Source organism: Streptomyces sp. NPDC058198, from assembly GCF_042882605.1.
Lineage (GTDB): Bacteria > Actinomycetota > Actinomycetes > Streptomycetales > Streptomycetaceae > Streptomyces.
Map to the genome: position 1 here is coordinate 77,349 of NZ_JBHVVP010000002.1, position 24,666 is coordinate 102,014.

At 71.6% G+C, this 24,666-nt stretch carries 16 protein-coding genes and 2 tRNA genes; 5 read left to right on the forward strand and 13 right to left on the reverse strand.

The window, feature by feature from the left end; genetic code table 11:
• Nucleotides 1–62: 62 nt before the first annotated feature.
• The 9 genes from ACFVWW_RS08870 to ACFVWW_RS08910 form a co-directional block, all read right to left on the reverse strand.
• Nucleotides 63–2,246, reverse strand: a complete 2,184-nt coding sequence (locus ACFVWW_RS08870) for an ArnT family glycosyltransferase (protein WP_386876902.1) — start codon at nucleotides 2,244–2,246, stop codon at nucleotides 63–65.
• Nucleotides 2,243–3,598 carry a glycosyltransferase gene (locus tag ACFVWW_RS08875; protein ID WP_386876903.1) on the reverse strand — a complete coding sequence of 452 codons (1,356 nt, stop codon included), beginning with the start codon at nucleotides 3,596–3,598 and terminating at the stop codon, nucleotides 2,243–2,245. Before ACFVWW_RS08875 ends, ACFVWW_RS08870 begins: the two co-directional genes overlap by 4 nt.
• A 25-nt stretch (nucleotides 3,599–3,623) precedes the next feature.
• Nucleotides 3,624–5,261, reverse strand: coding sequence for an ATP-binding protein (locus tag ACFVWW_RS08880; RefSeq protein ID WP_386876905.1), 1,638 nt, complete (start codon nucleotides 5,259–5,261; stop codon nucleotides 3,624–3,626).
• The gene (locus ACFVWW_RS08885; RefSeq protein ID WP_384178021.1) at nucleotides 5,258–6,013 is read right to left on the reverse strand and encodes a response regulator transcription factor; all 756 of its coding nucleotides are present in this window, start codon (nucleotides 6,011–6,013) and stop codon (nucleotides 5,258–5,260) included. Before ACFVWW_RS08885 ends, ACFVWW_RS08880 begins: the two co-directional genes overlap by 4 nt.
• Before the next feature lie 67 nt (nucleotides 6,014–6,080).
• The gene (locus ACFVWW_RS08890) at nucleotides 6,081–7,022 is read right to left on the reverse strand and encodes an amidohydrolase family protein (protein WP_384178024.1); all 942 of its coding nucleotides are present in this window, start codon (nucleotides 7,020–7,022) and stop codon (nucleotides 6,081–6,083) included.
• Nucleotides 7,023–7,089: 67 nt separating this feature from the next.
• Nucleotides 7,090–7,956 (reverse strand): DUF2797 domain-containing protein, encoded by an 867-nt coding sequence (locus ACFVWW_RS08895; protein ID WP_386877380.1) that lies wholly within the window; start codon nucleotides 7,954–7,956, stop codon nucleotides 7,090–7,092.
• Between the two features lie 190 nt (nucleotides 7,957–8,146).
• A complete protein-coding gene (locus ACFVWW_RS08900; RefSeq protein ID WP_386876908.1) occupies nucleotides 8,147–8,839 on the reverse strand; it encodes a hypothetical protein in 693 nt (230 codons plus the stop codon).
• Nucleotides 8,840–8,999: 160 nt separating this feature from the next.
• A tRNA-Arg gene (locus ACFVWW_RS08905) sits at nucleotides 9,000–9,072 on the reverse strand.
• 198 nt (nucleotides 9,073–9,270) lie between these two features.
• Nucleotides 9,271–9,361, reverse strand: a tRNA-Ser gene (locus tag ACFVWW_RS08910).
• Between the two features lie 191 nt (nucleotides 9,362–9,552).
• Between ACFVWW_RS08910 and ACFVWW_RS08915 the strand changes: the two genes are divergently transcribed.
• Together ACFVWW_RS08915 and ACFVWW_RS08920 are read left to right on the forward strand one after the other, a co-directional pair.
• Nucleotides 9,553–10,038 (forward strand): SSI family serine proteinase inhibitor, encoded by a 486-nt coding sequence (locus ACFVWW_RS08915; protein ID WP_384178030.1) that lies wholly within the window; start codon nucleotides 9,553–9,555, stop codon nucleotides 10,036–10,038.
• 290 nt (nucleotides 10,039–10,328) lie between these two features.
• Nucleotides 10,329–14,789: a PAS domain-containing protein gene (locus tag ACFVWW_RS08920; protein WP_384178033.1), complete on the forward strand. Its 4,461-nt coding sequence runs from the start codon at nucleotides 10,329–10,331 to the stop codon at nucleotides 14,787–14,789.
• A 137-nt stretch (nucleotides 14,790–14,926) separates the two neighbouring features.
• Here the strand turns inward: ACFVWW_RS08920 and ACFVWW_RS08925 are convergent, their stop codons facing one another.
• The 3 genes from ACFVWW_RS08925 to ACFVWW_RS08935 all read right to left on the reverse strand — a co-directional run bounded on the left by ACFVWW_RS08925 (nucleotide 14,927) and on the right by ACFVWW_RS08935 (nucleotide 17,848).
• On the reverse strand, nucleotides 14,927–16,573 hold the full coding sequence (locus ACFVWW_RS08925; RefSeq protein ID WP_384178036.1) for a long-chain fatty acid--CoA ligase: 1,647 nt from the start codon (nucleotides 16,571–16,573) through the stop codon (nucleotides 14,927–14,929).
• A gap of 154 nt (nucleotides 16,574–16,727) precedes the next feature.
• The gene (locus ACFVWW_RS08930) at nucleotides 16,728–17,288 is read right to left on the reverse strand and encodes a SigE family RNA polymerase sigma factor (protein ID WP_384178039.1); all 561 of its coding nucleotides are present in this window, start codon (nucleotides 17,286–17,288) and stop codon (nucleotides 16,728–16,730) included.
• 245 nt (nucleotides 17,289–17,533) lie between these two features.
• Nucleotides 17,534–17,848: a hypothetical protein gene (locus ACFVWW_RS08935; protein ID WP_384337498.1), complete on the reverse strand. Its 315-nt coding sequence runs from the start codon at nucleotides 17,846–17,848 to the stop codon at nucleotides 17,534–17,536.
• Nucleotides 17,849–18,224: 376 nt separating this feature from the next.
• On the opposite strand from ACFVWW_RS08935, the gene ACFVWW_RS08940 reads away from it, so the two are divergent.
• Nucleotides 18,225–19,148: a bifunctional DNA primase/polymerase gene (locus ACFVWW_RS08940; RefSeq protein ID WP_384178046.1), complete on the forward strand. Its 924-nt coding sequence runs from the start codon at nucleotides 18,225–18,227 to the stop codon at nucleotides 19,146–19,148.
• 73 nt (nucleotides 19,149–19,221) lie between these two features.
• Here the strand turns inward: ACFVWW_RS08940 and ACFVWW_RS08945 are convergent, their stop codons facing one another.
• Nucleotides 19,222–20,448 carry a hypothetical protein gene (locus ACFVWW_RS08945; protein WP_384178049.1) on the reverse strand — a complete coding sequence of 409 codons (1,227 nt, stop codon included), beginning with the start codon at nucleotides 20,446–20,448 and terminating at the stop codon, nucleotides 19,222–19,224.
• A gap of 275 nt (nucleotides 20,449–20,723) precedes the next feature.
• Between ACFVWW_RS08945 and ACFVWW_RS08950 the strand changes: the two genes are divergently transcribed.
• Nucleotides 20,724–21,029: a trypco2 family protein gene (locus ACFVWW_RS08950; protein WP_384178052.1), complete on the forward strand. Its 306-nt coding sequence runs from the start codon at nucleotides 20,724–20,726 to the stop codon at nucleotides 21,027–21,029.
• A gap of 7 nt (nucleotides 21,030–21,036) precedes the next feature.
• Nucleotides 21,037–24,618, forward strand: a complete 3,582-nt coding sequence (locus tag ACFVWW_RS08955) for a trypsin-like peptidase domain-containing protein (RefSeq protein ID WP_384178055.1) — start codon at nucleotides 21,037–21,039, stop codon at nucleotides 24,616–24,618.
• Nucleotides 24,619–24,666 lie beyond the last annotated feature (48 nt).

Here is a 24,666-nt window from a genome sequence, read left to right on the forward strand (position 1 = left end):
CTTGTACGGTGTACGGGACTCGATGCCGTACACCGTACAAGGGAGTCTTGTACGCCGTATAGTTAATTGCTCCGGGTCAGGTCGTAGAGGGTCGCGCCGTCCACGGTGACCTGCTTGAAGGTGGCCTCCACCCAGGCGGTGATGCCGGAATTACCACCGCCGGGGCCGCCGCCGTTGCCGCCTTCACCCCCGCCGCCCCCGCCGCCGCCACCGCCACCGCCGCTCGCGAGGAAGTAGTGGATCTTGCCGTCGGCGACGTACTGCTTGAACTGCGCGAGGGTCGGGGACGGGTCACTGCCGTTGAAGCCGCCGATCGCCATGACCGGCTTCTCGGTGGCGAGCTGATAGCTGGCGGCGTTCTGAGAGCCGATGGCCGCGGCGACCCAGGTGTAGTCGGAGGCGTCCTTCTTCAGGGTGGCCTCGACCTGGGAGCTGACGTTCTGGCCGTTGAGGAGGCCGCCCATGCCGCCTCCTCCGCCGCCGCCACCGCCGGGGCGTTCGGGCAGGGTGCCGCCGCCGGGCAGCCCGCCGCCCGGAAGCCCGCCGTTCTGCCGGGGCGGCTGGCCCTGAGCCTGTCCCTGGCCTTGGCCTTGGCCTTGGCCTTGGCCTTGGCCTTGGCCCTGACCCGGCCCCCGGCCTGTTCCCTGCTGTCCGGGCGGCCGCATTCCTCCGTCGCCGCCACCACCGGGGCCACCACCACCGAAGCCGCCGCCTCCCGGGCCGCCCCGCATCGAGGCCGGGCCCGCCGTGACGATCGACCCCGTGTGCGCGGTGCCGACCGTGGACAGCGTGTACGCGAGCGGCCCGGCCAGCGAGGCTGCCACTCCGAGACCTGCCGCCCCAAGGGCGAGCCGCCGCCCGAGCCGTCCCGCGCCGAGCAGCCCGGCAGCGGCCACCAGACCACCGATCAGTACCGCCCAGCGCAGCCACGGCAGATAGTCCGGGGTCCGGCCGAGCAGAACGTACGCCCAGCCCGCCGTCACCGCGGCCGTCACCCCCAGCGCCACCGAGGCCGGCAGCCCGGCGCGCTCCTCCCACAGCACCGTGACACCCATCCCGACCAGGGCGGCGATATACGGCGCGAGCGCCACCGTGTAGTACTCGTGGAAGATCCCGGCCATGAAGCTGAAGACCCCGAGGGTCATCAGCAGCGAGCCGCCCCACACCAGGAATGCCGAGCGCGCCGTGTCCGTACGCGCGCTCCGCCGGGTCACGAGCAGTCCGGCGATCAACAGGAGCAGAGCGGCGGGCAGCAGCCAGGAGATCTGGCCGCCGACGCTCTCGTTGAACATCCGGCCGAGACCGTTCTCGCCCCAGCGGCCACCGCCCCGGCCGCCACCACCGCCTCCGCCGACGCTGCCGGTTTCCTCGCCGTTGATCCGGCCGAGGCCGTTGTAGCCGAAGGTCAGCTCCAGGAAGGAGTTGTTCTGCGAGCCGCCGATGTACGGCCGTGAGGACGCGGGCCACAGCTCCACGATCGCGACCCACCAGCCGCCGGAGGCCACCACGGCCAGCCCGGCCAGGCCGAGCTGGCCGAGCCTGCGCCGTACGGACGTGGGCGCGCACACCGCGTACACCACGGCCAGCGGCGGCAGGATCAGGAACGCCTGCAGCGTCTTCGTCAGAAAGGCGAAGCCGACCGCGACGCCCGCCCAGAGCAGCCACTTCGTCCGCGCGCCCTCCAGCGCGCGCAGCACGCAGTAGACGGTGACGGTCATCAGCAGCGCGAGCAGCGCGTCCGGGTTGTTGAAGCGGAACATCAGCGCGGCGACGGGCGTCAGAGCCAGCACCACGCCCGCGATCAGCCCGGCGGAGGCGCTGAAGCGGCGGCGTACGGCGGCGTACAGCACCGCCACCGTCCCGACCCCCATCAACGCCTCGGGCGCCAGGATCTGCCAGGAACCGAGCCCGAAGAGCCGTACGGACAGGGCCATCGGCCAGAGCGCGGCAGGGGGCTTGTCGACGGTGATGGAGTTCGCGGCGTCGGAGGAGCCGAAGAAGAAGGCCTTCCAGCTCTCGCTGCCGGCCTGGACGGCGGCGGAATAGAAGGAGTTGGCGTAGCCGGAGGCGCTCAGGTTCCAGAGCTGGAGCAGGGCGGCGGCCAGGAGGAGGGCGAGGAAGGCCGGGCGTACCCAGCGCGCGTCCTCGGCCCTGCCCCGCCAGAAACGGGCGGAGGGTGCGGCACGGCGGCGGTGATGGCCGTCCACCGCCCGCGGGGGTCCGTCGGGGTGAAGGGTCGTGGTCATCGAGCGTTCCTCGGGTCGAGAGCGTCGGGGGCGTCAGTTGCGGGGGCAAGCGGGGCGGGGCCGTGAGTTGCGGGGTCGAGCAGGTCTGCGTCGAGCGGGGCGGGGTCGTCCGTGCGCCGGTCCGGGAAGACCCACGCGCGCAGCAGCAGGAAGCGCAGTACGGTCGCCGCGAGGTTGGCGGAGATCAGCACGGCGAGTTCCGTGGAGTGGGAGGGGGCGCCGGAGGCGGCGTCCAGCGCGGCCAGCGAACCGCTGGTCAGGGCCAGTCCGATGGCGAACACGACCAGGCCCTGGGCCTGATGGCGTACGGCGCGCTCCCGGCCGCGTACCCCGAAGGTGAGTCTCCGGTTGGCAGCGGTGTTGGCGACCGCGGACACCAGCAGGGCGGCCGCGTTGGCGAGTTGTGGACCCACCATGGCGCGGAAGAGGGAGTAGAGCAGAAGATAGAAGAGCGTGGACAGGGCGCCCACGACACAGAAGCCGACCAGTTGCCGGGCCAGTCCGCCCGGCACCCCACCGATCCGGCGGTCCCTCGGGTCATCCCCGAAAGGCCTCGCAAGCCGGTCCAGAGGCAGCGCGCCCACCGCCAGTGCCCGCCCCACCCGCCAGACGCCCTTCAGATCCTCGACCGCCGTGCTGACGATATGCACCCGGCTGTCGGGGTCGTCGACCCAGTCCACCGGCACCTCGTGGATCCGCAGTCCGGCGCGTTCGGCGAGCACCAGCATCTCGGTGTCGAAGAACCACCCGGTGTCTTCGACCATCGGCAGCAGCCGCTCGGCGACCTCACGCCGGATGGCTTTGAAACCACACTGCGCATCACTGAAGCGGGCGGAGAGAGAGGACTTGAGGATGAGGTTGTACGCCCGCGAGATGAACTCGCGCTTGGGGCCACGCACGACGCGCGACGAGCGGGCCAGCCGTGACCCGATGGCCAGGTCGGAGTGCCCCGAGATCAGCGGTGCGACCAGCGGCAGCAGTGCGTTGAGGTCGGTGGACAGGTCCACGTCCATATAGGCGAGGACAGGCGCGTCCGAATGCGTCCACACGGTCCGGAGAGCCCGGCCGCGGCCCTTCTGCTCCAGGCGGTACGCCCGTACCTCGGGTATCTCGGCATCCAGCCGGGCCGCCACCTCGGGGGTGCGGTCGGTGCTCGCGTTGTCGGCGATGGTGATGCGGAAGCTGTACGGGAAGGTGCGGGCGAGATGACTGTGCAGGCGCCGCACACACGGTTCGAGGTCCTGCTCCTCGTTGTAGACGGGGATCGTCACATCGAGCACGGGGGCGTCGGTCACCTCGACCGGGAGATGCTCCCGGGCCGGGAGGGCGCCCCATGGGGTGTCGGTTCGCATGAATCGACACTCGCCAGGGGCGCTGTCACGGCCGTGTGGTGAGGCTGTGCCCTGTCTGTGAGTCGCGACCGGACTCCGGCGGGTGCGGGCGCGCGGGCGCGACCGGGAGACGTACGGCGAAGACGGTCCTGCCGGGCACGCTCCGTACGCCCACGGTCCCGCCGTGCGCGGTGACGACCGCCTGGACGATCGCGAGGCCGAGCCCGGTGGATCCGGCCGCGCGCGAGCGTGACGCGTCACCGCGCGCGAAGCGTTCGAAGACATGCGGGAGCAGCGCGGGCGGAATCCCGGGACCGTCGTCCTGCACCTCCAGGAGCACGAAGGGCCTGCCGCCCGGGGGTCTGCCACCGGGGGATTCGGCGCAGCTTCCGCGGACGCGCGCGGTGACGGTCGTGCCGGGCGGGGTGTGCGTACGGGCGTTGCCGAGCAGATTGACGAGCACCTGGTGGAGGCGGGACGGGTCACCGAGCACGGCGGCGGCGGGTTCGTCCGGCTCCGGCAGTTCAAGACGCCAGTGGTGACCCTGCCCGGCCGCACGGGCATCGCTCACCGCGTCCACGACAAGCGGCGAGAGATCAGTGCTCTCGTACGAGAGCGGACGTCCGGCGTCGAGTCTCGCCAGTAACAGCAGATCCTCCACCAGACCGGTCATCCGTTCCGCCTCGGACTCGATCCGCCCGAGCGCGTGCCGGGTGTCAGGACCGGTCTCCTCGGGGCCGCGCCGGGTGAGCTCGGCGTACCCCCGGATCGAGGCCAGCGGCGTCCGCAGTTCATGGCCGGCGTCGGCGACGAACCGCCGTACCCGCATCTCGCTCTCCTGCCGGGCGGCGAGCGCGGAACCGACATGCCCCAGCATGCGGTTGAGCGCGGCGCCGACCTGCCCGACCTCGGTGCGGGGGTCCGCCTCCGCCGCCGGTACCCGTACGAGCGGGGCCACCTCACCGCTGTGCAGCGGCAGTTCGGAGACCCGGGTGGCGGTCGTGGCGACACGCCTGAGCGGCCGCAGCGCGACCCCGACGACCGCGCCGCCCGCGAGGCCGGCGGCGATCAGCCCGGCGACGGTGACGCAGACTTCCACCACCACCAGGGTGTTGAGGGTGTTCTGCACCTCGGTGAGCGGTACGCCGACAAGGAAGTCTCCGTTGCCGCCGCTGACGTACTTGACGCGGTAGTCGCCGTGGCCCGGCAGCGCGACGGTATGCGGGGCGCCGTCACGCGGGACCGTCGCGAGTGCGGCGGTCTGCGCCTCGCCGAGCGGCTCTCCCACGATCGGCGTCTCGGAGTCGTCGGCCTCCGGCAAGGCGCTGACCAGGGCCCTACCGATGTCGCCGCGGTCCCCCACCACCGCTCCGACGGTCCCCACGGGCGCCCCGCCGCCCGTGACGATCTTCAGCGGGTCCTTGCCCCCGGGCAGGCCGCCGGGCGGCCCGCCGCTGACTCTGCCGTCGAGGTCGCCGTCGAGGTCACCGTCGCGGCCGGCCGGCGGCCCCGCGGCCCGTCCCGCTATGGCCTGTACCTGCGTGTCCAGCTGGTCGTAGAGATACGAGCGGAACGCGATCGTCGTGACCGCCCCGATCACCGCGGCGACCACCGCGATCAGCGCGACCGCCGACACCACGAGCCGCGTCCGCAGCGACCAGCGCCGTCGCGCCGCCCCGCTCATCGTGGTGCGTCGCCCGGCTCACCGGGCTTGATCAGATATCCCGCCCCGCGCCGGGTGTGGATCATCGGCGGACGTCCCGCGTCGATCTTCCGCCGCAGATAGGAGATATACAGCTCGACGACATTGGCCTGGCCGCCGAAGTCGTACGACCACACCCGGTCGAGGATCTGCGCCTTGCTCAGCACCCGACGCGGATTGCGCATCAGATAACGCAGCAGCTCGAACTCGGTCGCCGTCAGATGGATGGACTGCCCGGCGCGGGTGACGTCATGGCTGTCCTCGTCGAGCGTCAGATCCCCCACGACCAGCATCGATTCACTGCGCGCGGCCGCGGCGCCGGACCGCCGGATCAGCCCGCGCAGCCGCGCCACGACCTCCTCCAGGCTGAACGGCTTGGTGACATAGTCGTCGCCGCCCGCGGTCAGTCCGGCGATCCGGTCCTCCACCGCGTCCCTCGCGGTGAGGAAGAGCACGGGCACCTGCGGCAGCTCGCGCCGCAGCCGGCCGAGCACCGCCAGCCCGTCCATGTCGGGCAGCATCACATCCAGCACCACCGCGTCGGGCCGGAAGTCCCGCGCCGAACGCATCGCGCCGGAGCCGTCACCGGCGCTGCGCACCTCCCAGCCCTCGTACCGCAGGGCCATGGACAGCAGCTCGGTGAGCGAGGTCTCGTCGTCGACGACGAGCACACGGACGGGGCTCCCGTCCGGCCTGAGCATTTCGGTACGCCCCCGGGGCGAGGTGATGGTCATGGTGGCCACCCTGGGGACGGCCTCTTAAAGCGCTCTTGCCGCTTCCTGTGAATCCGCTGAGAAACCCCTAGGAACTGACCCCGACGCTGGGACCGCTGCGGCCATTGGGGCCACTGGGCCCATCGGGCTTCTCAAGGCCGAAAAGCCGGGCCCCGTTCCCGTAACAGACCGCCCGCAGCCAGTCGTCACCCAGCCCGAGCCGCTCCAGTGCCTCCAGCTGATGGACGTACGGATACGGGATGTTGGGGAAGTCCGTCCCGAGCAGAATCCGGTCTCCGAGGTCCGCCAGCCGCCCCCGCGCCTCCGCCGGAAACGGCGCGAAGCCCTCACTGAAGTCCGTGAACGCCATGGTCGTGTCGAGCCTGACCTCCCCGTACCGCTCCGCGAGACCGAGGAAGTCCCGGTACTCCGGCATGCCGAGATGCGCGACGACCAGCCGCAGCCGGGGATGCCGGGCCAACAGCCGTCCGACCGGCTCGGGCCCGGTGTGCTTGCCGGGCGCGGGCCCCGAGCCGCAGTGCATCACCACCGGAACGCCGGCCTCGGCGAGCAGACCCCACACCCGGTCGAGCCGCTCGTCGTTCGGGTCGTACGCCCCCACCTGAAGATGCGACTTGAAGATCCGCGCGCCGCTTTCGACGGCCTCCCGCACGTAGGTCTCGACACCCTCTTCCGGGAAGAGCGTGGCGGTCCGCAGACAGTCCGGCGTGCGCGCGGCGAACCCGGCGGCCCAGCCGTTCAGCCAGTCGGCCATGCCCGGTTTGTGGGGGTAGAGCATCGAGGTGTACGCCCGCACGCCGAACGCGCGCAGCAGGGCGACGCGTTCGTCCTCCTCGTGCCGGTAGGAGATGGGCCACTCTCTTCCTATGAGCGGCCCGGCGGCATCGAAATAGGCCCACACCTTCTTGAGGACGCGTTCCGGCATGAAGTGCGTGTGTACGTCGACGAGTCCGGGCAGCCCGATCCGCTCCCGGAACCGGCGTACGGCCTCGATGTCGTGATCGTTCATATGCCCCACCCTCCGACCGATACCGATGCCGTGTCCACCGATCGCGTGTCCACCGATGTCGGCGGGTTCAGAAGAGCCCGTCCTGCACTACCCCGTTGCGTACACCCTTCACCGGCACGGTGACCGCGGCCCCGGTCTCCGCCGCCAGCTCCCACCCGCTCATGAGCCGGGTGTCGAGGACGACGAGCCCGCCGTCGGCCGTGGCGAGATGCAGATCGGGCCCGGCGGCCGCGACCAGCCGCCCCGCGACGCACCCGCCGTCGACCAGCTCACCCACCACGCCCGTGACCGGCGCCACCCCGTCCAGACCGAATGCCCCCACATGATCGGCCGCCGCGAACTCCAGCCGCTCCAGCGACTGCGGCCACCCGTTCAGCGCGACCGCCCGCGCGTGCATCCGCTCGATCTCGGCCGCCCGTTCCACCGGGCCCGGCAGGGCGGACCGTACGGCCCGCTTCCGCGCGTACGGAATACGGTCCGGCACCCCGAGCGCCGTCCGCAGCAGCTCCTCGGTCCGCCGCGCGGCCATCAATGACCCACGCCCGAGCCAGCTGAACGTCACAGCCCCCTGCTCCAGCAGCCGCGCGGGCCCGCGCTCCTCGGCGGTGATCCCCACCTTCACCATCCCGGGCCCGAACCACGCCAGGTAGACGCGATACGTCCGCGGATCATCGGCGACGGTGTCGGCGGCCACAGAATGCGCCCGGTCCAGCCGCGCGCACTCGGGGCACTGCCCTCCGGTACTGCGCCCGGCGACCAGCGCCCCGACAGGACACACATTCCCCCGAGCCCCGGCACAGCTCCGCGCCCCGAGGGCACGAAACCCCAGGTCACGCCCGTAGGCCAAGGCACTCTCCCGCCGGCCCCCGCCCTTCCGCCACACCAGCACGGGCACCCCGTCCGCCCACCTGAGCCCCCCGCACTGCCAGCCCATCCACTCCGCCGTTCCCCAGGTCCGTCCCACATCGCCCCCTGGCACGATGGCACCCACGCCCGACAGAGGCGAACCGAAGCACGCTCCCCACCCCACAAACCGGCCGGGGGCGGGCGCCCGGGTGACCGACGTGATCCCCTTGGCCCGGCCCAGCGTCCCGTCGGCGTTGACCTTCTTCATAGAGCGGGGGCTACTTCACCGACGCCGGCGGCTCGGCCGGGATGACGGGCTTGTTCTGGCAGTCGAGTTCGGCGGTCATCACCTGGGCGGAGTGCAGCAGGTGGGTGAAGCGGGTGCGGATGCCGGTATCGCCGGTGAGCGTGTCCGTCATCCGTCCCTCGATCGGCACGGAGTTCTCCTGTTGCGCCGGTGTACCCGGCAGCTTGCAGGTGACGAAAACGACGTACTGGACGTCGTCGCCGTCGGCGACTCGACGCAGCAGCCGCACGTCGGAGTTCACCGGCGTTTCGGTCAGCTCACTGTCTGTGGAACCGGTGATGGGAGCGTCGAAGGGGAGGATGGAGGGACGGTACTCGAGGGCGAGTTCGCTTCCGGGGCCGTCGGCAGCCGCCGTCACCCTGCAGACATCGGACTCCGCGTAGAACGGAATCCCCTTCCTGCCCGGCTCCCAGTTCTTGATCTGGCCGCTGAGCATCGAGCGCGCCTTTTCAAGGCCGTGGTGGCTCATCATGCGAACCGATCCGGCCCCGCCTGCTCGGCTCTCCAGCCACTTCACACCCGCGTCACCGAGGAGTTCTCCGCACGTGGCCTGTTCGGCGGCCGCGTCGTCCGCCGCGGCATCCTCGCCGTCGTTGTCCGAGGTGCACGCGCCAGTCAGCAGCACGAGTGCCATGACGGCGATCGGGAGGGTTCGCCTCAGCATCAGAATCCTCGGGAGTTGGCGGGCGGGACGATGGCGAGGGCTCGGGCGGGGTGCCGGTGGCCATCTGATCCCCGCTGCGGGGCGGTTGCCGTCAAGCACTGCCGTCAAGGGAAAAAACCAGAGGCCCTGTCGATTACTCGACAGGGCCTCTGGCCTGCTGTGCACTCGGCAGGATTCGAACCTGCAACCTTCTGATCCGTAGTCAGATGCTCTATCCGTTAAGCTACGAGTGCTTGGCGTTCCGGGCTTTTTTGTCCCGGTCGGCGTTGCGAGAACAACATTACATGACCTGCGGCGCCAGGTGAAATCCATTCCTCGCACCACGCCTGAGCTGCGAAGACGCCCCCAGAAGCGATGCGGATCCGGCCCGGAATCGGCGCTGCAACGGCCGAAGCCCCGGCCGTTGGGCCGGGGCTTCGGTGATCAACACGCGGAGGCGGAGGGATTTGAACCCTCGATGGGCTTTAAGACCCAAACCGCATTAGCAGTGCGGCGCCATAGACCGGACTAGGCGACGCCTCCAGCACATCCGCGCGGGCGCGAACGGTGCGTGCAGATGATGACACAGCTGAGTGCGCTGTCACCAATCGCTTCTCACGGTACTAGGCAGGTGGGGCGCAGAGCAAAGCATCTTCGGTGCGCAACGCCGGGGCTTGACGCGCGTTAGAGATGCCGGGGCGCCGCCCCGGATCCGTAACCCGTCAGGAGCTTCCATGCTGCGCCGCCTCGTCTTCACCGTCGCCGCCTCCCTCGCCGCGTCCGCCGCCACGCTGGGTGCCGTCGCGCCCGCGGCCGTCGGCGACACGTCCGCCGCGGCCGTCCCGTTCAGCCGGCTCGCGCCGCTGCCGCTGCCCCTGCTGGGGGAGGCGCCGGGCGATGAGTTCACCGTCGCCGTCGCGGACACCGGAATCAGGAACGCCGACGGGACGTACCAACTGAAGTGCGGGCCGGCCGGCGGGACGCATCCGGAGGCGCGGGCCGCGTGCGACCGGCTGGCGGAGCTGGCCGGCGGCGGCCAGGACCCGTTCGCACCGGTGCCCAGGGGCGAGATGTGCACCATGCAGTACGGCGGAGGCGCCACCGCGCGCATCACCGGCACCTGGCGGGGCCGGAGCGTCGACGCCGCCTTCAACCGGAAGAACGGCTGCGAGATCGCCCGCTGGCGGACACTGGAGCCGGTACTGCCCAGCGCCAGGTAGTGGTGAACCCGGGTATCGACCGGGCCCCGGGCGGGTCGCAGCCCGGGCGCCGGCGGGTCGCAGGCCGACCACGGGCCGGGCACAAGTCGGCTATAAAGGGGCATGGCGGGCCGGTGGCGCGCCCCCGGCGGGGACCATTCGCACACAACCTCGGTGAGGGCTCCACCTCATCCGCCGTCGCGTCCGTCGCCTCAGCCTTTAGACTCCCTTCAGTGACAGGCCGAGACCCGAAGGGCAAGATGGGGGAGGCCGTCCGCAAGGTGCAGTAGGTCAGGGAGGAAGCGTCGATCGTGAGCAGCAGGCCATCCCGAGGCGCTGCTCGCCTCGCGGCGATACTCGACGCACTCCCCGACGGCTTGGTGCTCGTCAACGCCAACGGCACGGTCGTCAACGCCAACACCATCGCGCTGGAAATGTTCGAGACCCCCGGCACCGCGCTGGTCGGTCGTGGGCTGCTCGATCTGCTGCCCGAGTTCGACTCCAAGCTGATCCCCGGTTCGATGCGCCGCCCGGAAGCCGCCGACGAGCGCGGCAGGACCAAGCCGACGCGGATGGTCGCGCGGCGCACGGACGGCGGTGAGTTCCCGGCCGAGGTGACCAGCGCGAGCCTGGAGGACGGCCGGGACGCGTACAACGACTCGCACAGCTACACCGGCGACGAGCTGCTGATGCTCGTCGTGCGGGATCTGTCCGGGACGATGGACACCGAGGCCGAGCTGGCCCGCTCGCAACGGCAGACCGAGATGATCCTGCGGGCCGCGTCGGAGGGCGTCGTCGGTACGGACACCGACGGCCGGGTCGTCCTCGTCAACCCCGCCGCCGCGCAGATCCTGGGCTTCCGTGCCAGCGACCTGGGCGGCCATGAGCTGCACCCGCTGATCCTGCACTCGCGCGCGGACGGCGAGCCGTTCCCGTACGAGGACTCCCCGCTGGCGGACACGCTCAGGTCCGGCCGCAAGCACCGGGTGCGCGGGCAGGTGCTGTGGGCGAAGAACGGCAAGCAGGTGCCGGTCGATCTGACGACCGCGCCGGTACGGGACGGCGACCAGCTCGTCGGCGCCGTGATGACCTTCACCGACCGGCGGCCGTACGACGAACTCACCGAGCAGCACACCACCGAGCTGACGCAGGCCAAGGAGCGGCACGCCGCCGAGCTGGCCGAGCGGACAGAGCGGCACACGGCGAAGCTGACGGAGACGACGGACCGGCTCACGGCGGAGCTGACAGAGACGACGGACCGGCTCACCACCGCGCTGGCCGAAGCGACAGAACGGCACGCGGCGGAGCTCGCGGACCGCAGTGACCGGTACGCGGCCGAGATCGAGGAGCTGACGGAGCGGTACGGGGACACGGCCGCGCGCCACTCCCAGCTGACCGCCGTGCTCGGCGAATCGCTGCGCGGACCGCTGGAGGAGCTGCGCGGCGAACTGACCACGCTCGCCGCCGACCCCGCCGGCCAGTTGTGGCCCGAGGCGAACCAGATCCTGCACCACCTGGCCGCCGGGTACGCGCGGATGACGACGCTCGTGGACAACGTCCTCGGCTACCAGCGACTCGATGTCGGCGCCGAACAGCTGATCAAGGCGAATGTGCTGCTCGACGGAGTCGTGGCTGCGGGGGTCGAGGGCGCGATCGAGCTGATCGGACCCGGCAGGGCCCAGTTCGCGGTGCACGCGCCGCCGATCGAGGCCGAGGTGGACGGGGCGCGGCTGGCAACGGCGCTCGCGCATCTGGTCGCCGATGTGGCCGGGGTCGACTCGACGGGCCGGACCCGGCTGGTACCGGGCGGCGGCTACGTCGACTCGACGATCGTGGTGGCCGCGGCGCAGCGCGGCGATGTCGTACGGATCGAGGTGCGCGGCCCGTTCGCCGGCGGCGATCCGGTGCACGAGCCGATCGTCCGCGGGATCGTCCGGGCCCATGGCGGTGTGCTGCAGACGCATGAGGTGCCGGGCATGAGCGGCAGCGCGTATGTGCTGGAGCTGCCGCTGGGCGAGGGCGCGGGGACAGTGAAGGCTCCCGCCGAGCCGTCGGCGCCCGCCCAGCCGGTACTGCCCGCGCAGCAGCAAGGTCCTGGGACCTCGGGCGGTGGCAGGCGGCGCGCGCGGCGGGCGTCCACGGACGCGTTCCTGGAAGGCCCGGCGGAGGACCCCGGGGAGCCGACAGGACGGCGCAGGGCGCGTGCGGCCGGACCCGAGAACGACGAGACCGGAACCGGCGCGGCGACCGGCGCAGGGCCCGCGACCGGGACCGATACCGGCGCCGGGGCTGCCGGACAGGGCGGTCGTACGGACGGTCAGCAGGCTCTGATTCCGGCGCAGGACTCCGGCGGGGGCGGTGGCACCGGCCGTCGGCGCGGGCGGCCGAGCCCGGTGGAGGACGCCACGGCAGCGGGGACGCATCCCGGGTCCGCCGTCGCGCTGCCGTCCGCCGCGCCCTCCGAAGGGTCGATCGTGACGGCCGCCGAAGGGGCTCATCCGAACGGGCGCGCGGCGCTCGGCGCGGCCGTACCGCCGCAGGGTGTGCCCGTGGAGGCCGCGGGGACAGGCCGCCGGGCGCGACACAGCGAGCAGCGGGCGCTTCCGGCACTCCCCGCCGGGCCGACCGCGCCTTCCGCTCCGACCAGCCACGCTCCGGGCCAGGCCGCACACCAGGCGCCCGGCCAGGTGGCACGTCAGGCACCAGGTCAGGTGGCACGTCAGGCACCAGGTCAGACAGCGCGCCAGGCACCGGCACCGGGTACGGCTCCCGGGCCCGCGGCGCCGGCGCAGATGCAGCCTCCGGCTCCGATGCCGCCCGCGCAGTCACTTCCCGCGGGCGCCGCCTCGGCGGCGTCGGCTCAGCCCGCCGGGCGCCGGGCCCGCCGGGCGCTCGCCCCCGCGCAGGAACGGCACACCGCACCGGCCCAGGCGGAGGGGGTCCGTAGCCCGTTCGCCCTCCCGCCCGCCGCGGCCGACCGCACCCCGCCCTCGGCCCCGCACGCACCCGCGCCGGTCCCCACCCGCATGCCCACCGGGCCTGCCAGGCCAACCGCGCCCGACGCTTCGCTGCCGGCCCGCCATGACGCCGTACGTTCGGAACCTGACGCCGACCACACCCCGCCGCAGGCACACCCCCTGCCGGCCGGGCGCCGCGCGCGCAGGGACACGGCGGCGCCGCTCGAGTGGCCCGGGAACGGCACTCCCGGCCCCGGTCTCGCCGCACCGCCCGGTAACGCCGGAGACGAGGTGGACGAGCGGCCCGTCACGCACGGCACCGGCTCCATGTCCGCCGACCCGAACGGCTGGGCGACTCCTGGCCAGGGCATGCCCGGCCAGAGCGCGGGACCGGCTTCCAACGGACCGGCGATGCCCACCACTTCGGGCTTCGGCGTGATGACGGGCCCGCCCGGCTGGCCCGACGACCCCGACGCGGGGGGCGGCACCAGCCATGGCGGACGCGGTGAACGCGGCGCGGGCACCACCCACTCCGCCCCCGAAACGGACGGCACCATGGGCGGCGGCGCCGCGACGGGCGACGGCGGCGGTGTGCCGGCCGCATCGCCCGCGCCGACGGAGTCCCCCGCACCGCTTCCGCGGCGCGGCGCCCATCAACCGCTCCCGCCCGCGCAGCCCCTGCCACAAGAGACGCCGGTCTCGCCCGACTCCACTCAAGGGCGGGCCTTCAGCGTGCGCACGCTCGGCCAGGGCGTGCCCTTCGCCCAGCACCTCACCCAGCAGCAGAACCAGCCGCAGTCCCTCGGCTCGGGCCGGCGCCGCAAGCTGGGCACGCCGCCCGACGGCGACGACCACCCCGAGTCGGACGCCAGGCCGCACCCGCAGGCCCAAGGTCACGCCCAAGGTCACCCCCAGGGCCAGTCCGGCTCCTCCCAAGGCGGCTCGCGACTGCCCTCCGCCCACTCCGAGGGACGGTCGTACGCGATAGGGGCCCCCGACGAGGGCGCCGAGGGCCCCCAGCCGCTGGACGGCCCCGGCGGTGCGGTCGAGGTCGCGAACCGCCCCCAGCCACGGCCCGTGGACGACGAACTCCCCCCGGAGCCGCTCGACAACCCGCGCCGGCTGCTGGTCTGGCCCGCGCCGGATGTCTCCACCCAGCAGGCGCTGAGCGACCGCGGTTACCGCCCGGTGGTCGTGCACTCCCGCGAGGAGGTCGACGCCCAGATCGCCGCGTTCCCCGCGGCGCTCTTCGTCGACCCGCTGACCGGACCGATCACCCGTACCGCACTCCAGTCGCTGCGCCAGGCCGCGGTCGCCGCCGAGGTTCCCGTCATGGTGACGGCGGGTCTGGGCCAGGCGACGCGGGAGGCGGCGTACGGCGCCGACCCGGCCGTACTGTTCAAGGCCCTGGCACCGCGCGACAGCGAGCAGCATCCGTCGCGCGTGCTGCTGATCGAGGAGCACGAGGAGATCGCGCTCGCCCTGACGGAGGCACTGGAGCGGCGCGGGATGCAGGTCGCACGGGCGGCGACCGACAACGAAGCGGTCACCCTCGCCACCCAGATGCGGCCCAACCTGGTCGTCATGGACCTGATGCAGGTACGTCGCAGGCGCGCGGGGATCATCGACTGGCTGCGGGCGAACGGCCAGTTGAACCGGACCCCGCTGGTCATCTACACCTCGACCGGCATCAACCAGGCGGACCTGCCGCGGCTCGCTTCCGGCGAGACCGTGCTGTTCCTCGCGGAGCGCTCCACCAGCGCCGAGGTGCAGGACCGGATCGTGGATCTGCTCGCGAAGATCGGAACGAACTAGGTCCTGTCCTGCTCCTGTGCGGTCCGGTCCGGTCGGGCAGGACCTGGAACGGGCAGTGGAACGGGTGCTGGGGCGGCGATGGTTTCACGTGAAACCGTCGCCGCCCCAGCCACGTACCGCTCACCCCATTCGGCGCGCTACAGCTGAGTGATGTCCAGCTCGCCGTTCGCGTACTGCTTGCGGATCACCTTCTTGTCGAACTTCCCCACGCTCGTCTTCGGCACTGCGGCCACCACCGCCCACCGCTCCGGCAGCTGCCACTTCGCGATCTTCCCGGCGAGGAATCCCCTGAGCGCCGCGTAGTCGGCGGTCGCGCCCTCCTTGAGGACGACCGTCGCGAGGGGCCGCTCGCCCCACTTCTCGTCCGGCACGGCCACGACCGCCGCCTCCGCCACCTCCGGGTGGGCCATCAGCGCGTTCTCCAGCTCAACGCTGGAGATCCACTCGCCACCGGACTTGATGACGTCCTTGGCGCGGTCGGTGAGGGTGAGATAGCCGTCGGGGCTTATGACACCGACGTCACCGGTCCTCAGCCAGCCGTCCTCGCTGAACTTGTCGTCCGGCTTGACCGCCTCGCCGCCCGCGCCACCGTAGTACGCGCCGGCGATCCACGGGCCGCGGACCTCCAGCTCACCGGCCGACTCGCCGTCCCAGGGCAGGAAGTCGCCGCCGGGGCCGGCCAGCCGGGCCTCGACACCGGCCGGGAAACGGCCCTGGGTCAGGCGGTACGGCCACTCCTGCTCGTCGGTGAGTCCGGCGGGCGGGTTGGACATCGTGCCGAGCGGTGAGGTCTCCGTCATGCCCCAGGCGTGGCAGAGCCGTACACCGAGCTTGTCGTACGCCTCCATCAGCGACGGCGGACAGGCCGAACCCCCGATCGTGACCCGGGCCATGGACGTCAGATCGCGCGGGCGGGCGGTCACCTCGGCGAGCAGGCCCTGCCAGATGGTGGGGACCGCGGCGGCGTGTGAGGGCTTCTCGCGCTCGATCATCTCGGCGAGCGGGCCCGGCTGCAGAAAGCGGTCGGGCATCAACATGTTCACGCCCGCCATAAAGGTGGCGTGCGGCAGGCCCCAGGCATTGACGTGAAACTGAGGGACGACGACCAGGGTGGTGTCGTTGTCGGTCAGTCCCATCGACTCGGCCATGTTGACCTGCATCGAGTGCAGATAGATGGAGCGGTGGGAGTAGACGACCCCCTTGGGGTCACCGGTGGTGCCGGAGGTGTAGCACATGGCCGCGGCGGCCCGCTCGTCCAGCTGGGGCCAGTCGAAGGTGGTGGGGCGGCCGGCGATCAGCTCTTCGTACTCATGCACCTGCGCGTCGGCCCCGTCGAGGAGACCACGGTCGCCGGGGCCGGAGACGACGATGTGCTCAACGGTCGGCAGATGCGGGAGGAGCGGGGCGAGCAGCGGCAGCAGCGAACCGTTCGCGATGACCACGCGGTCGGCGGCGTGATTGACGATCCAGATCAGTTGCTCGGCGGGGAGCCGGAGATTAAGGGTGTGGAGGATCGCGCCCATGGAGGGGATCGCGAGATACGCCTCGACGTGCTCGGCGTTGTTCCACATGAGGGTGGCTATGCGCTCGTCGTCGGCGACTCCGAGCTCGTCACGCAGGGCGTTGGCGAGCCGCGTCGCGCGCCCGCCGACCTCGGCGAAGCTGCGGCGCTGTGGCTCGCTCTCCCCGGTCCAGGTGGTGACCTGCGACGTCGCGTGGATGGTCATCCCGTGGTGCAGGATGCGGGTCACAGTCAGCGGTACGTCCTGCATGGTGCTCAGCACGGCGTCCTCCCGGTGGGCGCTAGCGCTACGTGGCGGTAAGGGTTCCGGAGATTCTGCGCACGTACCGCGCGGTATGTCACTACCCGGGAGTAGAACCCATGTAGAACCCACCGCAGGAACCGTCGGGATCAGGAGGAAGGATCAGCGGACGGGATCAGCGGACAGGTGAGAGTTCCGGGTCCTCGCGGAGCTTTCCGAGCGCGCGGGACACCGCGCTCTTGACCGTGCCGACCGAGACCCCGAGCACCTCCGCCGTCTGGACCTCGCTGAGATCCTCGTAGTAGCGCAGGACCACCATCGCCCGCTGACGGTCGGGCAGTTTCATGACCGCCCGCCACATCGCGTCGTGCAGCACCTGCCGCTCCGCCGGGTCGGGCTCCGGCACGCCCGCCGGCTCCGGCAGCTCCTCGCAGGCGAACTCGTCGACCTTGCGCTTGCGCCACTGCGACGTACGGGTATTGACGAGGGCCCGGCGGACATAGCCGTCCAGGGCGCGGTGGTCCTCGATCCGGTCCCAGGCGACATACGTCTTCGTGAGGGCCGTCTGGAGCAGGTCCTCCGCGTCGCACGGATCCGAGGTGAGCGAGCGGGCCGTACGCAGCAGCACGGGCCCCCGTGCCCGGACGTACGAGGAGAACGACGCATAGGGCTGGTAGGGCGAGTACGAGGCCGCCTTGGCGGCTTTGGAGGCGCTCGTGCAGACAGACGTGGTCATGGCTCCACGCTAGGAGTGGGGCCCACCCCGGGGGATCGGCCCCAGGTCCCGAAGCGATGTCCGCCTCAGGGAGTAGGGGTGGTGCTGGCTCCACCTCCTGAAGGTGGAGGAAAGGCCGGGAGGCCGTCAGGGTCGACCCCGGGGAAACGGCCTGCGCGACGGTACCGGAGCACCGCCGCGCAGCGCTGTCACCCCTCAGTCACGCCCCCATCGGGCCGCAGTCACGCCCCCCATCGGGCCGCAGGTCACCAGAGATTGGTGAAGTTCACCGCGACTTTCTTGTTGGACTGGTCGATCAGCGTGGGGCCCCCCGAGCCGACCACGTTCGCCGTGTTGTTCCGGTTGGACGCCCCGGCCCCCGTCGCCACCTGCTGTGTGGTCGTCGAATTGCCGAAGTTGGCACCGCCCACCCCGCTGCCGCTGAGCGTGGCCACGGTCGCGTTCGCCCCGTCGTCGGAGAGAGCTCCGTTATCGGCCTGGGCCACCCCCGTGAAGAGCGCGGCTGCGAGGGGCAGCGCGGCAACAGCGGCGGCGGCACGGGCGGTACGGAAGCTTGCCATGTCATTTCCTCCAGGAACCAGAAGTGCGGCTTTTCCAAGGAAGTTGGCCAACCGCCTTGGACGTGATGACGACGTCGCGCTTCAGAGCTGCCCGCCGAATCCACCGCGAACCACCATGGAGCCCCCGGAGCACCTGATTCCCTCGTAAGCGTGAGGACCAGCCGATAAACCCCTTGTAACCTCGAAACACCCTCGAAGCACCCTCGAAGCCCGCGTTTCCGGCCGCTGCGCACCGACGGATCCCGGCCCCGCAGGAGGTGAACCGTTCCGCCAGATTCTCGGCCCGCCCGCAGACCGTCCACCGCCCGTCCACCGCCCACCCATCGCTACGCCGACCCCCCTTCCCTTCTTCGAACGCTTGTACGAAAATGGACGCATGGCCACCACCGCCCGGCACACCGCCACCCCGGCCCTCGCTCACGCACTGTCCGCCGCCGAGCGCGGGCTCCCCGTGTTCCCCCTCTCCCCCACCAAGCTCCCCGCGCTGCGCTCACCCCACCGGGGCGAGCCCGAGCCGGTCCTCTGCCGCAGCGAGTGCGGGCTCCCGGGCCACGGGGTGTACGACGCCACCACCGACCCGGCCGCCGTACGCGCCCTGTTCGCCCTCGCGCCCTGGGCCACCGGCTACGGCATCGCCTGCGGCAGGCCCCCGCACCGGCTCATCGGCATCGATCTCGACATCACCCACGCGGACGGCTCCCCGCACGAAGCCACCATCACGGGCGCCACCGGTACCACCGCGCAGGCCGGACCGGCCTCGGACTCCGTCGCCGCGCTCCAGCAGCTGGCCCTCCAGCATCTGTTCACGCTCCCGGAGACCGTGATCGTCCTGACCCCGAGCGGGGGCCGTCATATCTGGCTGACGGGCCCGCCGAACGTCGTGGTGCCCAACTCCGCGAGCCGGCTCGCCCCCGGCATCGACGTGCGCGGCGCGGGCGGCTATCTGGTGGGCCCCGGCTCGGTCACCGCCCGTGGCGCCTACCGGCCGGCTCCCGGCACGGCGGGGCTCTCGCCCGCGCCCTGCCCCCGCGCGCTGCTGCGCCTGCTCACTCCCCCCGCGCGCCCTCACCACTCCCGGAGCCGGCCCGCGCAGGGCCACGGCCTGGTGCAGTTCGTCCTCGCCGCGCACGCGGGCCAGCGCAACACGCGGCTGTTCTGGGCCGCGTGCCGCGCGTACGAACACGGCTTCGGCGAGGCGCTCGTGGAGTCCCTTGTCGACGCCGCCGTACGCACCGGCCTGAACGAACACGAGGCGCGCGCGACCATCGCCTCGGCCGCCCGCCTCACCGCCGGCCGCTGAGGAACGGCAGAGGGGACCGCCGAGACAACAGCAGAGGGCGCCCTCCGGCCAGGAGGGCGCCCTCTGCCGTGCGTCAGGAAGCGTCGGCTCCCTTACGACGACGTACGCCCATGACCAGCAGGCCACCCAGCGCGGTGACCGCTGCCGCCGCGCCCGCCACGAGCGGTGTGCTGCCTGCGCCGGTGGAAGCGAGGCTTCCGGTGGTGACCGCCGAGGGAGTCACGGCGGACTGGGCCTGCGGGACATTGCCGCCCGTGCCACCGGAACCCGCGTCGGAGCCGCCGCTCCCGCCCGTCGTACCACCACTCGTCCCGGAGCCGCCCCCGGACCCGGAACCCGACCCCGAACCCGACCCGGAACCGGAGCCCGAACCGGACCCCGCCCCCCGCACATCGATGTCGATCTTCGCCTTGTCGTTGGCCGGGTTGTGGTCGAACTCCGGGTGAATGTCGTACACCGACGTGGCCTTCACCTCACCCGAGGTGTCGTGCGCGCCCTTCTTGATCTTCAGAACGAAGGTGTACGAGTGGACCGACCCGACCTCCAGCGTGTAGTCGCTCGGGTAGCAGACATACCGCGGCTTGCCCGGCTCGGACGGTCCGCTCGGCCCGTCGATGGCGAAGGGCTGGCATTCCTCGGGTACTTCGATCGCCGTCGTGCCCTGGGGAATGGTCACCATGATCGCCGGCTGATCGTCGCTCACATGGTTCTGCACCCAGCCGGGGCCGTCGTTGCGGAGCGCGGCCTTGACGGTCACCGTGCTGCCCGGCTCGCCCTCGGCCCGGTCGCCCACCGCGACGAGATCGGCCGAGCTGTCCGAGTCCACCGCCAGCCGGTGGTGGCTCTCGGTCATCCCCTCGACCGGTACGCCGCCGGTGGGGCCCGTGCCGTACTCGATGACCTCCATCAGCGCCTTCGGCAGCACCTTGAACCGTATGGGCACGCTGAAGCTCTTCCCGGGCTCGATCACGGTGTCCAGTTGGCAGAGCGCCTGGCGGACCTGATCACGCACGGTCGTGTACGTACAGCCCTCGACCGGCTCCGGATACTCCAGGCCGCGGGTGAGGCGTATCCGGAAGACGACACCGTTGGCGGCGGCGGTGCCGTTGTTGGTGATCGTCACGGAGTCCTGGCGGAGCTCTCCGACCTTCAGCTCCGTCCCGGGCAGCTCCGTCACCACCAGACGGGGCTGCCCCTCGTCGGCCTGCGCGGCCGGGGCCATAGCGAGGACGGGTACGGCGGCCGCTACAGCGGCGGCAGCGGCCACGGCAGCGGTCGAGGGACGGAAAAGCTGACGCACGACGGTTCTCCTCGGTGGGGGAAACATGGGACGAACTGCGGGTGCACATGAAGTGGCGTTCGATGGCTAGACCATCGAGACGGGGCGGTGGTTGTAGCCAGCCACCCCCCAGGACCGGCCCGGCCACCGCCCAGGACCGGCCCGGCGGCCGCCACCGCGGACCGGGCCGTCGGCCGCCACCGCCCGGTCTCGCCCAACCCCCTCACTCCCAGGAGTTCTCCTGGTAGCTTCGAGCTCTCTTGGCCGTCGTGGACCATCCGTCACTGGGGGACCGTATGGGTATCGAACTCGCCGACCTGCTCGCATCGTTGAGGTCGGAGATCGACAGGGCCCGTCTCGACGCGGACGACCAAGAGGTCCGCTTCCGGATCAACTCCATCGACCTGGAGCTCCAGGTCGCTGTCGAGCGGTCCGCCGAGGCACAGGCAGGTGTGCGGTTCTGGGTCGTCTCGCTCGGCGGCAAGGGCGGTGTCAAGACCGGGGAAACCCATGTCGTCAAGCTCAGCCTGACCGCCGAGACGAAGACCGGCGACGCCGTCCTGACCGGTGACGACGTTTCGGACCTCCTCGCCGCGGGCTGACCCGTAGATGAGCCCTATCGACGCCGGCCGGGTGGCCGAGGTCATCGTCGGGCGCGGTACCGCGTACGGTTCCGGCTACCGGATCAGCTCCCGGCTGGTGCTCACCGTCGCCCACCTCTTCAAAACCACTCCCAACGGCGCCGGCACCCGCAGCAACAACGACAGCGACAACGGCCGGGGAATCGACTGCACCGTCCGGCTGGGCGGAGGCACCACCGACCTCCCCGCCACTTCGGTGTGGCACAGCGCCGGTCACGACCTCGCGCTGGTCCGCCTCGACGAGGTCACCGACAAGGTGCCGCCCGTCGCCTTCGGCAGTCTGCGCCCCGGCGTGGGCCGTATCCCCTTCACCGCCATCGGCTTCCCGGCCTTCGCGGAACGCCCCGCCTCCGTCGGCGTCCAGGGGCTGCTGCGGCGGGACAACAGACAGGTGGACGGGTTCATCCAGCTGGGCTCCAACCTGAAGTCGGGGCTGCTGGACCTCTCGTTCACCACCTCCCCGCCTCTGGCAAGCAAACCGGACCCGTGGAAGGGGATATCGGGCGCGGCCCTCTTCGTCCAGAACGGCGCCCTGCTCGTCGGCGTCCAGGCGAGCCGGCTGCCCGCGGGCGGGACCAGCAGCGCGGAGGCGGAGCCGATCGCGGAGGCGCTGAAGGATCAGGAGTTCGTCGACCACCTCGTCATGAACGGGGTGCGCCCGCACCCCGTACTGGTCGATCCTCCCGGTCAGATGTCCCGGACCCTGCTGCGGGCGGTGATCCCGCAGGAAGAACTCATCGAGGGCTTCGGGGACTTCAAGAAGAATCTGACCCCGGAGCGGCTCCCCTTCGTCAGCCCCGGCACCCACCACCTCGCGGAACCGCAGAACCTCTTCCGGCGGCTGGTGACCTCTGCCGAGCGAGGCGTCCTGCTGGTGGGCGCGGCGGGTACCGGGAAGACCCGTACCAGCATGGAAGTGGGGCGCAGAGCGCTCGACGCCGGCTGGCGGGTGCTGCACGTCCTCCCGGGCGAGGACGCGTCGATCACCGACCAGATCGCCGAGCAGGTGTTCGCGGAGGCCAGTGCCGTACTGGTGGTCGTCGACTACCTCAACGAATCCCTGCTCGACCTTCCCGCGCTGCGGCATCGCCTCATCCCCGAGGCGCACCGCCGCGGCGTGTCGGTCGCGCTGCTCGCGTCCGTACGGCCCGGCTGGCTGCAAAAGGCCGACCGCGCCCTGCTGCACGAGCTCTTCGACGAGGTCGAACTGCGGCAGGACGACGAGTTCCAGCGCATGGTCACGGACAAGGCCCTGGCCACGATCGCGCCGACCGCCATCCACCAGCTGGGGATGGGCCGAATGCTGGAGGTCTGCGGGCACCGTCCGATCGTGGCCCTGCTGATCGCCCGGGAGGTCGAACGCCGGGTCGTGGAAGGCCATTCCGTCCCGGAGGCGGCCGGCCTGCGGTCCGGCGGCGAGCTGCCCGGCTGGCTGGAACGCAGGCTCAGGGAGGACGGACTGACCGTCGCGGGACGCGAGGACACCTTCCGTCCCGCGCGCGCCTCGTCCGCGCTCGTGGCCGCCGCGGCGGCTGCCGCTGCCTGCCCCCAGCCCCGTACGGAAGTGATCGCGGCCGCGCACGCGGCGCTGTCCCGGGCCACCGGTCAGGTCGAGGAGGCGGCGGCCGACATCGTGGCGACGCTGCTTGCCCTGGGGTGGCTGGAGCCCGACAACGGGGTGCTCGCGGTGGCTCACGACGTGGTGGCGGACCAGCTCATGGAGTCCGTGATCCTGCCCGAGCGCGACTCGGTGCCCGACCTCTCCGGCACCGACGCCATGCTCGCGGGCTGCCTCACGAACCCCCGTACGGTGGGGCGCTTCGCCGTCAACGTCGGGCGTCTGGTGAACGACCTGGCCCTGGCGGGCCGCGCCGGCCCGGTCACTCCCGTACTCGACAGCTGGTTCGCGCGGCACGCGCCCGACATAGGCCGCGTCATGCGCAGCGACGCCGACGTGGGCAGCTACGCGCTGGGGGCGATCTGCTCGGGGCCGCCCTGGTCCACCGCCGCGGTACGGAGCTGGCAGGAAGTGGTCACCCCCTGGCTGACCGACTTCGGTACGGGTCTCAACGCCCGCCACCTGCTGTACCGAGGGCTTCGCCATCTCACCGGCGACGGCGCGCTCCTGCTGGTGCCCACCGCGCTGGCGTGGCTGAACCGGCACGGTCTGTCGCTGAACGCCAGTTTCGTCCTGAATCCGCTGCTGTCACGACCTGACCTGACACCCCACGACGTCCAGCGGACCGTCACCACCGCACTCACCTGGCTGACCGCGCACAGCACGACCGTCGAAGCCCAGTTCGTCCTCAACCCCCTGCTGGCCCGTGCCGACCTCACACCCGACGACGCCCAGCAGGTCGTCACCACGGCGCTCACCTGGCTGGCCGGCTACGGCACCACGGCCGAGGCCCGGTTCGTCTTCCACCCGCTGGCGTCCCGCGCCGACCTCACACCCGACGACGCCCGGCAGACCGTCACCACGGCGCTCACCTGGCTGGCCGGCTACGGCACCGTCTCCTACACCCCGTTCGTCCTCGCGCCACTCCTCGCACGCGCCGACCTCACACCGGACGAAGCCGAGCGGACCGTCACCACGGCGCACACGTGGCTGGACCACCACGGCACGACGGTCGAAGCCCAGTTCGTCTTCAACCCGCTGCTGTCGCGCACCGACCTCACGCCCGACGACTCCCAGCGGTCCGTCACGATCGCGCTCACCTGGCTGAGCAGCCACGGCGCCATCACCGACGCCCAGTTCATCCTGGCGCCGCTCCTGGCGCGCGCCGACCTCACACCGCACGACACGCAGCAGGCCATCACCACCGCACTCACCTGGGCCCGGGCCTTCCCCTCCCTGGTCAACGCCGATTTCCTGCTGGGAGCGTTACTCAGGCTGCTGCCCTGGCAGGAGATACCGGCGGACATGACCGGCCTGGTCGACACCTGGGTCACCGCGCATGTGCCGGCCCAGGACTTCACGTATCTGAGCAAGTGGATCCTGCGCAAGCGGCTGATGAGTCTCACGATCTTCGAAGCGCTGCTCGCCTGGGTCCGGACCCACACCGACAGCGAGGATCTCATCCCCCGTCTGGCCTCGGCGGGACCTCAGGTCCGCCCGTACATCACGTCGAGGGAGAGCGCCACGCGCTGGCTCAACAGCATCGGCAGCTGCCTCGACTACGCCGAGCGCCATGGGCCGGCCGCGAACATGAACGGGGCGCTGGACACCCTCATCTGCGACCTCACCCTGCAATTCAGCACCGGAGTGGCCGCCGCGTGGGCGGACGACTACATCCAGCGGTGGCTGGCGCTCCCCTTCTCGATGGACCCTGCGGTCTTCCGCTACCACGACCAGGTCGTCCGCCGCTGCCACGCCTTGATCCTCATGGGCCGATTCGACGAGCCCGAGGCGGCCGCCCTGGCCGTACGGCTGCGGAAGTGGGTCACCCAGTGGAAACAGGCCGAGCGCAGCGCCGAGACACTCGCCTTCATCGACGAACACATGCCGGCGGCCCCGGCCGGCGATCAGCGCCCGGCGCCTGGCCAGTGATCGACGGCCGTCGCGTGGTCCTGGCGGGTTCCCCCACCTCGTCAGGAC

What these genes read in the sequence shown, in the direction of transcription:
- ACFVWW_RS08870 (WP_386876902.1), bottom strand. Translation starts at nt 2,246, where the DNA reads ATGACCACGACCCTTCACCCCGACGGACCCCCGCGGGCGGTGGACGGC.
- ACFVWW_RS08875 (WP_386876903.1), bottom strand. Translation starts at nt 3,598, where the DNA reads ATGCGAACCGACACCCCATGGGGCGCCCTCCCGGCCCGGGAGCATCTC.
- ACFVWW_RS08880 (WP_386876905.1), bottom strand. Translation starts at nt 5,261, where the DNA reads ATGAGCGGGGCGGCGCGACGGCGCTGGTCGCTGCGGACGCGGCTCGTG.
- ACFVWW_RS08885 (WP_384178021.1), bottom strand. Translation starts at nt 6,013, where the DNA reads ATGACCATCACCTCGCCCCGGGGGCGTACCGAAATGCTCAGGCCGGAC.
- ACFVWW_RS08890 (WP_384178024.1), bottom strand. Translation starts at nt 7,022, where the DNA reads ATGAACGATCACGACATCGAGGCCGTACGCCGGTTCCGGGAGCGGATC.
- ACFVWW_RS08895 (WP_386877380.1), bottom strand. Translation starts at nt 7,956, where the DNA reads ATGGGCTGGCAGTGCGGGGGGCTCAGGTGGGCGGACGGGGTGCCCGTG.
- ACFVWW_RS08900 (WP_386876908.1), bottom strand. Translation starts at nt 8,839, where the DNA reads ATGCTGAGGCGAACCCTCCCGATCGCCGTCATGGCACTCGTGCTGCTG.
- ACFVWW_RS08915 (WP_384178030.1), top strand. Translation starts at nt 9,553, where the DNA reads ATGCTGCGCCGCCTCGTCTTCACCGTCGCCGCCTCCCTCGCCGCGTCC.
- ACFVWW_RS08930 (WP_384178039.1), bottom strand. Translation starts at nt 17,288, where the DNA reads ATGACCACGTCTGTCTGCACGAGCGCCTCCAAAGCCGCCAAGGCGGCC.
- ACFVWW_RS08935 (WP_384337498.1), bottom strand. Translation starts at nt 17,848, where the DNA reads ATGGCAAGCTTCCGTACCGCCCGTGCCGCCGCCGCTGTTGCCGCGCTG.
- ACFVWW_RS08940 (WP_384178046.1), top strand. Translation starts at nt 18,225, where the DNA reads ATGGCCACCACCGCCCGGCACACCGCCACCCCGGCCCTCGCTCACGCA.
- ACFVWW_RS08950 (WP_384178052.1), top strand. Translation starts at nt 20,724, where the DNA reads ATGGGTATCGAACTCGCCGACCTGCTCGCATCGTTGAGGTCGGAGATC.
- ACFVWW_RS08955 (WP_384178055.1), top strand. Translation starts at nt 21,037, where the DNA reads ATGAGCCCTATCGACGCCGGCCGGGTGGCCGAGGTCATCGTCGGGCGC.